11 protein-coding genes are annotated in these 13,505 nt (G+C 43.6%); 6 read left to right on the forward strand and 5 right to left on the reverse strand.

Annotation, left to right across the window (positions count from 1 at the left end; translation table 11 throughout):
- The first annotated feature begins 93 nt into the window (after positions 1 to 93).
- The 5 genes from PG766_RS04235 to dnaB all read left to right on the forward strand — a co-directional run bounded on the left by PG766_RS04235 (position 94) and on the right by dnaB (position 6,156).
- Entirely contained in the window at positions 94 to 1,017 is a 924-nt protein-coding gene (locus PG766_RS04235; protein ID WP_118199542.1) for a nucleotidyltransferase family protein, read from the forward strand.
- A gap of 142 nt (positions 1,018 to 1,159) precedes the next feature.
- On the forward strand, positions 1,160 to 2,176 hold the full coding sequence (galE, locus tag PG766_RS04240) for a UDP-glucose 4-epimerase GalE (RefSeq protein ID WP_022221100.1): 1,017 nt from the start codon (positions 1,160 to 1,162) through the stop codon (positions 2,174 to 2,176).
- Between the two features lie 114 nt (positions 2,177 to 2,290).
- Positions 2,291 to 4,339, forward strand: a complete 2,049-nt coding sequence (locus PG766_RS04245) for a DHH family phosphoesterase (protein ID WP_118219462.1) — start codon at positions 2,291 to 2,293, stop codon at positions 4,337 to 4,339.
- Between the two features lies 1 nt (position 4,340).
- Positions 4,341 to 4,787 carry a 50S ribosomal protein L9 gene (gene rplI, locus PG766_RS04250; protein ID WP_008368899.1) on the forward strand — a complete coding sequence of 149 codons (447 nt, stop codon included), beginning with the start codon at positions 4,341 to 4,343 and terminating at the stop codon, positions 4,785 to 4,787.
- A 13-nt stretch (positions 4,788 to 4,800) separates the two neighbouring features.
- The gene (dnaB, locus tag PG766_RS04255) at positions 4,801 to 6,156 is read left to right on the forward strand and encodes a replicative DNA helicase (protein WP_195230958.1); all 1,356 of its coding nucleotides are present in this window, start codon (positions 4,801 to 4,803) and stop codon (positions 6,154 to 6,156) included.
- Positions 6,157 to 6,216: 60 nt separating this feature from the next.
- Here dnaB and PG766_RS04260 read toward each other — a convergent pair whose 3' ends face one another.
- A complete protein-coding gene (locus PG766_RS04260; RefSeq protein ID WP_117557964.1) occupies positions 6,217 to 6,828 on the reverse strand; it encodes a helix-turn-helix domain-containing protein in 612 nt (203 codons plus the stop codon).
- Positions 6,829 to 7,062: 234 nt separating this feature from the next.
- Positions 7,063 to 7,233 (reverse strand): DUF362 domain-containing protein, encoded by a 171-nt coding sequence (locus PG766_RS04265; protein ID WP_008368888.1) that lies wholly within the window; start codon positions 7,231 to 7,233, stop codon positions 7,063 to 7,065.
- A 346-nt stretch (positions 7,234 to 7,579) separates the two neighbouring features.
- On the opposite strand from PG766_RS04265, the gene PG766_RS04270 reads away from it, so the two are divergent.
- Positions 7,580 to 8,800 (forward strand): substrate-binding domain-containing protein, encoded by a 1,221-nt coding sequence (locus PG766_RS04270; RefSeq protein ID WP_055247939.1) that lies wholly within the window; start codon positions 7,580 to 7,582, stop codon positions 8,798 to 8,800.
- 106 nt (positions 8,801 to 8,906) lie between these two features.
- Here the strand turns inward: PG766_RS04270 and PG766_RS04275 are convergent, their stop codons facing one another.
- Genes PG766_RS04275 through PG766_RS04285 form a run of 3 tightly spaced genes read right to left on the reverse strand, consistent with a single transcriptional unit; the run spans position 8,907 to position 13,413 of the window.
- Complete coding sequence (locus PG766_RS04275) at positions 8,907 to 10,319, reverse strand: sensor histidine kinase (protein WP_195251402.1); 1,413 nt, start codon at positions 10,317 to 10,319, stop codon at positions 8,907 to 8,909.
- Positions 10,319 to 11,020, reverse strand: a complete 702-nt coding sequence (locus tag PG766_RS04280; protein WP_008368880.1) for a response regulator transcription factor — start codon at positions 11,018 to 11,020, stop codon at positions 10,319 to 10,321. The genes PG766_RS04275 and PG766_RS04280 overlap by 1 nt, the downstream gene beginning before the upstream one ends.
- Before the next feature lie 17 nt (positions 11,021 to 11,037).
- Positions 11,038 to 13,413 (reverse strand): endonuclease MutS2, encoded by a 2,376-nt coding sequence (locus tag PG766_RS04285; RefSeq protein WP_270590462.1) that lies wholly within the window; start codon positions 13,411 to 13,413, stop codon positions 11,038 to 11,040.
- Positions 13,414 to 13,505 lie beyond the last annotated feature (92 nt).

Raw genomic sequence — 13,505 nt, forward strand, 5'->3', positions numbered from 1 at the left:
TTCTGTCTGACAGACGATTGAAAAAGGAGTCATTTGGGGTTAGAATAAGAAAGAGAAAGTTTTGAAATCTAAAAAAGAATTGGAGAATCAATTATGAAAAAACCAGTTTTAGTAATTATGGCAGCAGGAATGGGAAGCCGTTATGGCGGACTTAAACAGATCGATCCAGTTGATAAAGAGGGACACATCATTATGGATTTTTCCCTGTTTGATGCAAAAAGAGCCGGATTTGAGAAGGTTATTTTTATTATAAAGAAAGAAAATGAAGACAGTTTCAGAGAAGCAGTAGGAAACCGTATGGCAAAATATATGGAGGTTTCTTATGTATTTCAGGATATCAACAACATTCCGGAAGGTTTTGATGTTCCGGAAGGCAGAGTGAAACCGTGGGGAACCGGACATGCAGTCCTCAGCTGCATTGATGAGATCGACGGGCCATTTGCTGTTATCAATGCAGATGATTATTATGGAAGACATGCGTTTGAAGCAATTTATAATTATCTGTCTGAGCATGAGGATGATGATAAGTATCGTTATGCGATGGTTGGATATCTTCTGAAGAATACAGTAACAGACAATGGTCATGTGGCAAGAGGAATCTGTACGACCAATGAAGAAGGGGAACTGGTAAATATTACCGAAAGAACCCGCATTGAGAAGCGTGACGGTAAGATTGCATTTACTGAAAATGATGGAGAAACTTGGGAAAATTTACCAGAGGATACACTGGTTTCCATGAATATGTGGGGATTTACGAGAAGCATACTGGACGAGCTGAAAGCAGAATTTCCACAGTTCCTGAAGAAAGGACTTACTGAAAATCCGATGAAGTGTGAATATTTCCTGCCGGCAGTCGTAAGCAATCTTCTGGAGGCAGACCGCGCAACAGCAGCGGTTCTTCCGTCGGCAGATAAATGGTACGGCGTAACTTATAAAGAAGACAAACCGGTTGTCGTAGAAGCGATCCGCAATCTGAAAAAAGAAGGTCTTTATCCGGAAAATCTCTGGGAAGAGTAGAAATTTGTTAAAATTTAGTAAATAGTTCATTTGATTTACTAAAAAATACAAATAATTTAGTAAAAACACTTCCATATAGGCAGGATGTGTGCTATAGTGTGTAAAGAAAAGTAAATGATTCTAATTTCAGGAGGAAAAAATCATGGCAATTTTAGTAACAGGCGGAGCCGGATTTATCGGCAGTCACACATGTGTAGAGATGCTGAATGCAGGATATGAAGTTATTGTAGTAGATAATCTTTGCAATGCTTCTGAAGAAGCAATCAGACGTGTAGAGAAGATCACCGGTAAGAACGTTACATTTTATAAAGCAGATATCAGAGATAAAGAAGCACTGGATCAGATTTTTGACAAAGAAAGTGTAGAATGTGTCATTCATTTCGCAGGACTTAAAGCAGTCGGAGAATCTGTTGCAAAGCCACTTGAATATTATCAGAACAATATTGCAGGTACACTTACACTCTGTGATGTTATGCGTAACCATAATGTGAAGAACATCATCTTCAGTTCTTCAGCAACGGTATATGGTGATCCGGCATTTATCCCGATTACAGAAGAATGCCCGAAGGGAACCTGTACGAATCCTTATGGATGGACAAAATGGATGCTTGAGCAGATCCTGACAGACCTGCATAAGGCTGATCCGGAGTGGAATGTTGTTCTTCTTCGTTACTTCAACCCGATCGGCGCACATGAGAGCGGACTGATGGGAGAAGATCCGAAGGGTATCCCGAACAACCTGCTTCCATATATTGCACAGGTTGCGATCGGTAAGCTGGAATGCCTGGGTGTATTTGGTGATGATTATGATACACCGGACGGAACAGGTGTGAGAGACTACATTCATGTAGTTGACCTTGCAATTGGACACGTAAAGGCGCTGAAGAAGATCCAGGAAAAATCAGGCGTAAGCATTTACAATCTTGGAACCGGAGTAGGATATTCAGTACTGGATGTATTGCATGCATTTGAAAAAGCATGTGGAAAAGAGATCCCTTACCAGATCAAGCCAAGAAGAGCCGGAGATATCGCAACATGCTACTGTAATGCAGAAAAAGCAAAGAACGAGCTCGGATGGGTTGCAGAACGCGGAATCGACAAGATGTGTGAGGATTCATGGAGATGGCAGACAATGAATCCGAATGGATACGAAGCTTAAAAAAAGAAAGAAAAATGTGTCAGGGTGAACGTTGCCCTGGCACATTTTTTAGTTCCCTAATATCCGGAAAGGTGATATAATACAAATATCTATAGGTTTTAAGAGGGCTGAAAGATGAAAAAGGATATAAAGTTAAAGGGACAACTGAAATTGTATATGCAATGGCCGGGAATTATGATTCTTTTCCTTATCCTGATGAATATCTGGATCTTCAGGATGGATCGAAAGGCCGGGCTGCTTATGAGTGCGTTTGTGCTGGTTTATGCAGTCGTCATTGGCATTATGTATTTTTACAACAAGTCTCTGATTCTGGCAGATATGGTAGAGTTTGCAGCGCAGTACGGAATTGTCCAGAATACACTTCTGAAGGAACTTTCGATTCCGTATGCGATTTTACTGGATGATGGAAAAATCATCTGGACGAACACACAGTTCCGGGAAGTCCTTGGGACGACTATCCGGAAGGATACCTATCTGAGTAAATATATTCCGGAGCTAAACCGGGGCGTATTTCCAAAGGAAGACAATGAATCGGTAAGCCTGGAATTCAATTATCTTGACAGAGATTATCAGGCTGAGATCCAGTGCGTATCGGTCGAAGGTTTCAGTGAGACAGAGCAGCTTCTGGAGATACCGGAGGAAAAGGAATATTTTATTGCGATACATCTTCAGGATGTGACAGAGCTGAACCGGTATATCCGGGCGAATGAAGAGCAGCGGCTGGTGGCCGGACTGGTTTATATTGATAACTATGAAGAGGTCATGGAAAGTGTCGAGGAAGTAAGGCAGTCTCTTCTGGTGGCATTGATCGACCGTAAGATCAACCAGTATATTGCGGATTTTTCCGGTATTGTGAAGAAGCTTGAGAAAGACAAATATTTTGTTGTAATTAAAAAAGAAAGCTTCAATCGAATGGAAAAAGACCGTTTTTCTTTACTTGATGAGGTAAAAGGAGTCAGTATCGGCAATCAGATTCCGGTTACACTAAGTATTGGGCTTGGACTCAGTACAGATACCTATGCTGCAGGATATAATTATGCCCGTATAGCGATCGATCTTGCACTTGCAAGAGGCGGAGATCAGGTAGTTGTGAAGAATAACAAGGGAATCAGCTATTATGGCGGAAAGCGTGAGCAGACTTCTAAGAATACCCGAGTAAAAGCAAGAGTAAAAGCAGAAGCACTCCGGGAGTTTATCACCGGAAAAGAGCGTGTGATCGTAATGGGACATAAGATGGCAGATGTGGATTCATTTGGTGCTGCAATCGGTATTTACCGGGCAGCAAGTGCGATGGAAAAGAAAGTCAATATTGTCCTGAATGATATTTCTGTGACACTCAGACCGCTTTATGAAGCATTTACTGATGATCCGAAGTATCCGGATGATCTGTTTGTGACTTCCCATGAGGCGGAGGAACTGGCAGATGACAATACAATGGTAGTTGTTGTTGACACCAATAAGCCAAAGATGACAGAATGTGAACGCCTGCTTCGTCTGACGAAGACGATTGCAGTTCTGGATCACCACAGACAGAGTGATGAAGTGATTGAGAATGCGGTTCTGTCGTATATTGAGCCATATGCTTCCTCGGCGTGTGAGATGGTAGCAGAGGTTCTTCAGTATATCGGCGATGATCTGCGTTTGAATTCCATGGAAGCGAACAGTATGTATGCAGGTATTCTGGTTGATACCAACAATTTCATGTCCAGAACAGGAGTCCGGACCTTTGAGGCAGCTGCGTACCTGAGAAGATGTGGCGCAGATGTTACTTATGTAAGAAAACTCCTCCGTGATGATATGGCATCTTACCGGGCAAAAGCTGCAGTAATCAGCAGTGCTGAGGTGTATCGGGATGTATTTGCGATCGCGCGAGGCGAACATCTGGGAATTGAAAGTCCCACTATTATCGGAGCACAGGCATCAAATGAGCTTCTCAATATTGAGGAGATCAAGGCTTCTTTTGTACTGACTGAATATAATGGTAAGATTTACATCAGTGCACGTTCCATTGATGAGATCAATGTACAGATCATTATGGAGCGGCTCGGCGGAGGCGGTCATATCAACACTGCCGGTGCCCAATTTCCATATTCCGATATGGAAAGAGCGATTGAAACTCTGAAAAAGACAATCGATATTATGATAGAAGAAGGAGATATTTAAGATGAAAGTTATTTTATTGGAAGATGTAAAATCCCTTGGGAAAAAAGGCGAGGTTGTAAATGTAAGTGACGGATATGCAAGAAACTTCATTTTCAAAAAAAACCTTGGACTGGAAGCAAATGGAAAGAATTTAAATGACTTAAAGCTTCAGAAACAGAATGAAGAAAAGGTTGCACAGGAGCATCTGGAAGCAGCGCAGGAACTTGCAAAGAAATTAGAGGCAGCAAAAGTAGAACTCAAGATCAAGACCGGGGAAGGTGGAAGAACATTCGGTTCTGTGTCTTCAAAGGAAATTGCAATTGCAGTAAAAGAACAGCTTGGATATGATCTTGACAAGAAGAAGATCCAGATCAAAGAAGCGATCCGTACACCGGGAATGCATCTTGTACCGGTCAAACTTCACCAGAAAGTGACTGCTGAATTAAAAGTGCACGTTGGGGAAGCTTAGGAGGATCTGAGACATGGATGAAGCACTCATTAAGAGAGTACCGCCACACAGCATAGAGGCAGAGCAGTCTGTTGTCGGGGCGATGCTGATGGACCGGGATGCGATTACAGTAGCTGCCGAGATCATTTGTGGAGACGACTTTTATCAAAAGGCATATGGTGTAATTTTCGATTCAGTGGTAGAACTTTTTAATGAGGGAAAACCCGTTGACCTGATTACACTGCAGAACCGTCTGCGTGAAAAAGCTGTTCCGGAAGAGATCAGTAGTCTTGAATTTGTACGGGATCTGGTAACAGCAGTTCCAACCTCGGCAAATGTAAAGTATTATGCTGAGATCGTTTCTGAAAAAGCAACGTTGAGACGTCTGATCAAGATGAATGAAGCGATTGCGGATGAATGTTATCAGGGACAGGAGCCGCTGGAGGCGATCCTTGAAAGGACAGAGAAGCAGGTTTTTGAGCTGGTGCAGAACCGCGGAGGAAATGGTGAATACGTGCCGATCAAGCAGGTAGTGTTAAATGCCCTTGAGAAAATTGAGAAAGCATCTAAGAGTAAGGGAACTGTTACAGGAATTCCGACAGGATTTATTGACCTGGATTACAAGACATCCGGTCTGCAGCCCTCCGATCTGATCCTGGTTGCAGCCCGTCCTTCTATGGGTAAGACGGCGTTTGTACTGAACATTGCACAGCATGTGGCGTTTAAACAGAACCGTACAGTTGCCATATTCAGTCTGGAAATGTCAAAGGAACAGCTGGTAAACCGTCTGTTCTCGCTGGAATCCTATGTAGATGCACAGCTTTTAAGAAACGGTAATCTGAAGGATTCTGACTGGGAAAAGCTGATCGAAGGTGCCGGAACAATTGGAAGATCGAACCTGATCATTGATGATACACCGGGTATTTCGATTTCGGAAATGCGTTCCAAATGCAGAAAATATAAAATGGAACATAATCTTGAGCTGATCATCATCGACTACCTGCAGTTGATGAGCGGAAGTGTTGGTGGACGTAATGAGTCCCGTCAACAGGAAATTTCCGATATTTCCCGTTCCTTAAAAGCGCTTGCCCGAGAATTAAGTGTGCCGGTCATTGCACTGTCACAGCTGAGCCGTGCGGTTGAGCAGAGACCAGATCACAGACCGATGCTTTCTGATCTGCGTGAGTCCGGAGCAATCGAGCAGGATGCCGACGTGGTTATGTTCATTTATCGAGATGATTATTATAATAAGGATACGGAGCATGTCAATGAGGCAGAGATCATTATTGCCAAACAGAGAAACGGTCCGATTGGAACCGTAACGCTTACATGGCTTCCGCAGTACACGAAATTTGCCAATTCAGAACGAAAAGTTGTGGATGGGGAATGAGAAATTATGAAATGAAAAAGACAGGGAACAGAATCAAAACTGTTCGCTGTCTTTTGACTTTTATGTGGTTTCGCCAAATAATTTCCGCAGGTAATGTCCGGCGCCAGATTTTGAAGCTTCTTTCCGGAGCGCCTGCTGCTGACGAAGTAAATGATCAAGCTTCCGGTAACGGTCTTCTTCCAGGCGTTCTTTTGCCTGTAAAAGAAAATCCATTTCCTTTGTTACTTTTTCAGATACGGATTTGCCGAGAGACCCCTCCAGGATCTGGTTGTTTTCCAAAAGAATTTTTCGGAGAGACTCTTCGAGCAGAGGCTGATAAACAGAAAGAGAAAGGTTGTCTGCTGTATAAACAGAAAGAGCCGGATCCTGGGGGTCAGCAACTTCGTTTATCGAAGCGGCAGCCTTTGGTGCATCCGATTTTCTGGCCTTCAGAAGTGCTTTTGTGCGAAGCATGTCCGGAAGGAGCTGTTTGATCTCCTTCAGGAGTAGTCCCTGTTCTTTGAGTTCTTTGATACAGCTAAAAAGCTGTATATCTTCTTCCGTATAGTGCCGATGTCCCATCTCAGTGCGTCCGATCGGAAGATCAAGCTCTTCCTCCCAGTAGCGAAGAACATGTGATTCTACGCCAACGTGTTTGGCAGCTTCTGAGATCATGTAATGAACGTCGCCCATACGATAACCCCCTTATTAAAATAAGTATGTGATATAGATTGAGTACAAGTCTATTGTAGCATAAGAAGAAGAGATGGAAAGAAAAATCGTTCGACAAATGTTGCAGAGGGAAGAATGTCAGATAGGATGATGCTTACTGGATCTGTATTTGGTTCAGACGTGTACATAAAAAGAGACGATCTTCAGATGAAAACCGTCTCTTTCTTACTGTCTTATTCAATCTACGTGTTCTGATTACTCAGCGCTGATTGCTCCTGTAGGACATGCTGATTCGCAAGCGCCACAGTCAACACATGCAGAAGCATCGATCTGCATATGATCTGCACCCATAGAGATTGCTCCTACTGGACATTCGCTTTCGCAAGCTCCGCAGCTTACACATTCGTCTGAAATTACGTGTGCCATGATATGTATCCTCCTTATTATTATGAAAAAGTTAAAATCAATATGCCTTTCGCATAACTTTATTCTAATACAGAACTTGAAAATATACAAGAGGAATTTATGCTTAAAAATAGATACAATTGAGTTAGAAATGTCAAACTAATAGCGCGAAATGGGCATTTCTTTGGTTAGAAATATAAAACCAAAAGGTTAGTAATATAAAACTTACAAATGAAAACAAAAAGAATTTATGAAATCTTAAGAAATTTTTCTACCTTTCCCGGGCGATTTGGTGTATAGTGGGTACTGTACCATTTTATAACCAATAATGAAACTGATTTTAAGATAGAGAAAGTGGAGTGGATTTATGAAAAAACGGTGGAGTATACTTTCGGCTGTACTTTGTGTGGCACTTTTGACTGGTGGATGTGGAACTGGAAGCAAGAATGATGCAGGTACAGGAAAAGAGCAGACATTCAGCCATGAGACAAGGGAAGAGAATGAGCATCAGAGTAACCTGGATGTTTTACAGCCATCTGCATATGGCAATGTGCAGGGACTGAATCTGGAGAAAGGAAGCTCGATTTCTATTATAGGAAGAGGAAGTTCTTCCGCATACTGGAAAGCTGTTCAGGAAGGTGCAAAGCAGGCGGTAGCGGATATTAATACAAACCTGGGATATAAAGGGAATGATAAAGTAAAGCTTGTTTATTCTGCGCCGGAGACAGAGAATGATGTAGATGATCAGGTAAATATTCTGGATGAGGAGCTTGCACGGTATCCGGTTGCGGTCGGGATCGCAGCAGTTGATTCAGGGGCATGTGAGGTTCAGTTTGATCTTGCTGCAGAGAATGGGATCCCGATCGTAGCATTTGATTCCGGGACCGATTATCAGAATATTGTATCCATGATTGATACAGATAATACAACTGCCGCTGCAACAGCAGCAAGTAAGCTGTGCAACAGTATCGGTGAGAGTGGTCAGATCCTTGTAATCGCACATGACTCCAAGTCTACTTCTTCTGAAGAAAGAGAGCAGGGATTTGTACAGGAAGTGGAAAAGAATGATCCGAATGTAACGGTTGCAGAGATCTGGCATCTGGATGATCTGGATGCGATCTCGAAAGAGATCAATGCAGATTCATCTGAAAAGAATTCCCAGGAGACTGCTGATAATGTGCAAAAGGCAGAGGAAGAGAACGCAGATAGCCGGGATACCCAGACGGCACAGCAGGATGCAATCAAGTATCTTCTTGAAAAGTATCCGGATGTAAAAGGAATTTTTGCAACCAATGAAACAGTAGCAGACCTTGTGGTGAATGTTCTGGACTCTATGGACAAAACAACAGGGGAAGACCGAATCAAGGTAGTGAGCTTTGACGGCGGGGAGGATCAGATGAAGCTTCTGGAAGATGGGAAGATTGATGGACTGATCGTTCAGAACCCATACGGAATTGGCTATGCAACGGTTGTTGCCTGCGCAAGAGCAGTGCTTGGTCAGGGAAATGAAGCAACGGTAAGTACCGGATATACCTGGGTTACAAAAGATAATATGAATAAAGATTCGATTAAGAAGATGCTTTATTAGTAAGAAGAAATGTCTGAAATCTGTGGAAAATGGGTTTCAGACATTTTTATATAAAAACGGTTGTGAGTGACATATTATTTATGCCGGCTACAACCGTTTCTTTTTGTTATTTTTTCGTCAGTGGAAGGGAGAAGATAAATTCTGTTCCAACTCCCTCGGTACTGATCACATTGATATTTTCATTGTGTGCCTGAATAATTTCTTTTACGATCGAAAGCCCAAGTCCGGTTCCTTTTTTGTCTTTTCCGCGGGAGAGATCGCTTTTGTAAAAACGTTCCCATATTTTGTTGATACTTGATTTCGGAATGCCAATTCCATAATCTTTGACGGAAGTATATACTTTGTCACCGCGCGGTGTGGTTTCAATCGTGATCGTAGACTCCGGATTGCTGAATTTGATCGCGTTGTCCAGCAGATTGTATAGAACCTGTTGGATTTTGTGCCGGTCAGCATGTACATACAGGGTACGAGTTGCCAGAAGAAGTTCGATAGAAATTTTTTTGGCAGTGCAGGTACCTTCGAAAGAAGCTGCTGTGTTACGGATCACTTCGTGAATATCAAAATCTGTTTTATCAAGAAGAAGATCCTTCGTATCAAATTCATTCAATGTCAGCAGATCGCGTGTAAGGTCAGTAAGACGTTCTGTTTCAAATAAGATGATATTTAAGTATTTGCCCTGCATTTCAGGTGGGATCGTGCCATCCGCCATGGCTTCAACATAGCCTTTGATGGAAGTCAGAGGAGAACGGAAATCATGGGATACATTTGCCACAAATTTCTTCTGGTAATCCTCCATATCTTTCAGTTGGGAAGACATGTAGTTGAGAGATGCGGAAAGATATCCTATCTCATCCTGCGTATTAACCGGGATGACAACATCCAGATTGCCGGAAGCATACTGCTTTGCTGCATTCGTAATCTTGACGAGCGGGCGGTAGATCAGAAAATGTACACCCAGCAAAATAATGAATGAGAGCACATAAATGATCAGAATCACGATATACGTGTTACGCATCAGAACAGAATGTGCGTCTGTGATCTGCGAGTAAGGCTTATGTACAAGCAGATATCCGTGGGTTGAAAAATTCTCTGTGACCGGAGCAATCACGGTGATCATTTCTGAGTTGAAGTACCCGTGATAATCACCGGTCAGATAAGTGGAGCCGCCGGATTCGGCAGGATCAAAATTTTCAATCCGGGAAGGGGCATACGATACATCGCCGGATTTGGCAGATGCAAGCAAAGATCCCTCATTATCAACAAACCAGATATCTGAATTCAGGTAATCGCTCATACCATTGAGCTGTGTATAAACATCTGCCAGAGTAATGGTTTTGGAAAAATAGTCCGGCAGATAATTGGATGCAAGCAGATTCGCCGACTGATACATATTGCCGGAAATGCTGCTTTCCAGATAGTGGGTTGTCAATGTGGATGACAGGGATGCCACTGTAAAAATACTTAAAAATCCGAGAATAATATATAAGAGGATAAATTTAAGGTAAAGGGTACTTTTCATTACTTCACCTCAAATTTGTAACCGATTCCCCAGACGGTACTAAGTCCCCAGGAAGGATGATCCTTGATTTTCTCGCGCAGACGCTTAATATGAACATCAACGGTACGGGTGTCGCCGACATACTCATAGCCCCAGATCTGGTCAAGGAGCTGCTCGCGTGTGAATACCTGGTTTGGTGAAGAGGCGAGGAAATACAAAAGTTCCAGTTCTTTTGGTGGCATATCTACATTCTTACCATCAACGGTTACTGCGTAATTGGTAAGATTGATCTCGATTCCCGGATAGTCAACAACCTTTCCGCGGCTGGCGGCAGGAGTTTCTGGTTTGGCAGGCTGATAGCGTCTGAGTACCGCTTTTACTCTTGCGACAAGCTCCTTGGAATCGAATGGTTTTAAGACGTAATCATCAGCACCAAGCTCCAGACCGAGCACCTTGTCAAATACTTCTCCTTTTGCGGAAAGCATAATGATTGGGGTATTGTGCTTACTGCGGATCTCGCGACAGACCTGATAGCCATCGATGCCCGGAAGCATCAGGTCGAGCAGCATCAGGTTTGGCTGATAGGATTCAAATGCGGTAAGAGCTTCTTCCCCGTCGTGTACGATCATCGTATCGAAGCATTCCTTTGTAAGGTAGAGAGAAATCAGTTCTGCAATATTCTCGTCGTCATCTACAATTAAGATTTTCTGTTTAGTCACCATGATAGTTCCCCCAATGATTATTTGAATTCTACGATAGTTACACCGGCATCGCCCTCCCCGAAAGCTCCCAGCCGGAAGGATTTGATATGTTTCTGGCGGCGCAGATACTGATGGATCCCGTTCCTGAGTGCGCCGGTTCCTTTCCCGTGTACAATTCGTACCGGACTTAAGTGTGCGATATAGGCATCATCCAGATATTTGTCAAGTTCGGCAACTGCTTCATCGACTGTCTTGCCAAGAAGATTGATCTCCGGACTGACATGCATGGATTTGCCCATCTTCATCTTGCCACTGCTGGTTTTGCGCATCTGCTTTGCAGTAACCGTAAGCGGTTCTTCGATCAGTTCGAGATCGGAAATATTGACCTGTGACCGGAGAATACCCATCTGGACAAACAGGTTGCCTTTGGCATCCGGTAGTGAATTTACCGTTCCGGTCAGATTCATGCTCAGTACTTTTACAGAATCGCCCAGATGGAAATCGCTTGCCTTGTAAGCTTTGGAAGGTTTTTTCTTTTCCAGACGGTTTTTATTTTCAGTTTTGGAAAGCTGCTTGCGAATCCGTTCTCTTTCTTTTTCCATCTCGGAAGCGGAAATACTGGCTTTGCCGAATTTGCGGAAGTTCTTCATTGTCTCATCAGCAAAATCTTTGGCTTCCTGAACAATGTCGGTTGCTCTGGCATTTGCCTCACGAATGATCCGGTCGCGCTGTGTATCCAGCTTTTCCTGTTGGTTCTTGAGTTCGGACTTGAGACGCTCCATCTCGCGGCGGTAAGAAGCAACCTCTTCCCGCTCTTTTTCGATGGTCTTGCGGCTCTGTTCCAGATCAGTAAGGAGATCTTCAAAAGATTCATCCTCCTCGGTCAGATGCGTTTTGGCATCCTGGATGATATAATCCGGAAGGCCGAGTTTTTCGGAAATCGCGAAAGCATTACTTTTTCCAGGAATACCGATCAGAAGATGGTAAGTCGGGCTCAATGTCTCCACGTCAAATTCACAGCAGGCATTTTCTACTCCCGGAGTAGAAAGAGCAAATACCTTCAGTTCGCTGTAGTGTGTCGTTGCCATAGTGCGGATTCCACGGTTATGCAGATGTGACAGAATGGCGATAGCGAGTGCAGCACCCTCAGTCGGATCGGTTCCCGCACCAAGTTCATCGAAAAGGACTAATGAATTCTCATCCACATGATTTAGGAAAGAAACCACATTTGTCATGTGAGAAGAGAAGGTACTTAAAGACTGTTCAATACTCTGTTCGTCACCAATATCAGCATAAACCTGGTTAAATACAGCAAGTTCTGAACGGTCAAGTGCAGGAATGTGCAGACCTGCCTGGCCCATGAGGGTAAAAAGCCCCACAGTCTTGAGGGAAACGGTCTTACCACCTGTATTCGGACCGGTTATGACGAGAAGATCAAAGGTATCTCCAAGTGTCAGACTAATCGGAACAACTTTTTTACGGTCCAGAAGAGGGTGTCTTCCCTCACGGATCCGGATCCGGCCTTCGGTGTTAAAGACTGGGCGGCTGGCGTTCATATCCAGTGCCAGTGCGCCTTTTGCAAAAATAAAATCCAGTTCTACAAGTGCTTTGTAGTTCAGACGGATTTCTTCAATATATTCAGCTGCATCCACACTGAGGCGGGCAAGGATCACCTGGATTTCTTCCTGCTCCTGGGCATATAATTCTTTCAGATCATTGTTCAGTTTGACAACGGCCATCGGCTCAATGAAAAGTGTGGAGCCGGTTGCTGACTGGTCATGGATCAGACCATTTACCTGGCTGCGGTACTCGGCTTTTACCGGGAGACAGTAACGATCGCCACGCATGGTAATAATGGCATCCTGGAGATAGGTGCGCATGGAACCGTTCAAAAGTCCGGTCATGGTAGAATGGATCTTGTCATTCATGCCGTTAATACTGCGGCGGATCTGCTTTAATTTGCTGCTGGCATCATCGCTGATCTCATCTTCACCAAGAATACAGCGGTCAATTTCGGCAGAAAGTGGTGTAAGCGGCGCAAGCTGTTCAAAATATACATCCAGACAATCTGCCTGATCGTCTGCATTTTCATGACGGCCGTAGGATTTGATCCGGGCGGTTGTCTGAAGAAGCTTGCCGATCCGGAGGAGTTCCGGTGCGCTTAAGGCACTTCCGATCTCCAGGCGCTTAAGAGAGTCGGAGACAGCATAGCAGCCGCTGAAAGAAGGAATTCCCTTCTTTACAATGCGGGTAAATGCTGCGGCAGTCTGTTCCTGTGCAGTGATGATTTTGTTAAGGTCGGTCATCGGCTTGATCCGTCGGCAGAATGAAGCTCCGCCAGGGGAAGAAGCGTGATCGGTCAGCATCTCTATAATTTTTGGAAATTCCAATTTTGTTAAAGATTTTTGATTCATAATACATTTATACCTCATATTTTGTCTGGTTCTATTCTAACTTATTTACCGTCTAAATGAAAGTGGAAAGGTGAAATTTCGTTGAACATTTG

Origin of the sequence: Coprococcus sp. LG101-27 (genome assembly GCF_027695515.1) — a bacterium.
Classification (GTDB): Bacteria; Bacillota; Clostridia; order Lachnospirales; family Lachnospiraceae; genus Allocoprococcus; species Allocoprococcus comes.

Bases quoted from the DNA above. Each gene is read 5' to 3' on its own strand.
- PG766_RS04235 (WP_118199542.1), top strand. From the start codon at position 94: ATGAAAAAACCAGTTTTAGTAATTATGGCAGCAGGAATGGGAAGCCGT.
- galE (WP_022221100.1), top strand. From the start codon at position 1,160: ATGGCAATTTTAGTAACAGGCGGAGCCGGATTTATCGGCAGTCACACA.
- PG766_RS04245 (WP_118219462.1), top strand. From the start codon at position 2,291: ATGAAAAAGGATATAAAGTTAAAGGGACAACTGAAATTGTATATGCAA.
- rplI (WP_008368899.1), top strand. From the start codon at position 4,341: ATGAAAGTTATTTTATTGGAAGATGTAAAATCCCTTGGGAAAAAAGGC.
- dnaB (WP_195230958.1), top strand. From the start codon at position 4,801: ATGGATGAAGCACTCATTAAGAGAGTACCGCCACACAGCATAGAGGCA.
- PG766_RS04260 (WP_117557964.1), bottom strand. From the start codon at position 6,828: ATGGGCGACGTTCATTACATGATCTCAGAAGCTGCCAAACACGTTGGC.
- PG766_RS04265 (WP_008368888.1), bottom strand. From the start codon at position 7,233: ATGGCACACGTAATTTCAGACGAATGTGTAAGCTGCGGAGCTTGCGAA.
- PG766_RS04270 (WP_055247939.1), top strand. From the start codon at position 7,580: ATGAAAAAACGGTGGAGTATACTTTCGGCTGTACTTTGTGTGGCACTT.
- PG766_RS04275 (WP_195251402.1), bottom strand. From the start codon at position 10,319: ATGAAAAGTACCCTTTACCTTAAATTTATCCTCTTATATATTATTCTC.
- PG766_RS04280 (WP_008368880.1), bottom strand. From the start codon at position 11,020: ATGGTGACTAAACAGAAAATCTTAATTGTAGATGACGACGAGAATATT.
- PG766_RS04285 (WP_270590462.1), bottom strand. From the start codon at position 13,413: ATGAATCAAAAATCTTTAACAAAATTGGAATTTCCAAAAATTATAGAG.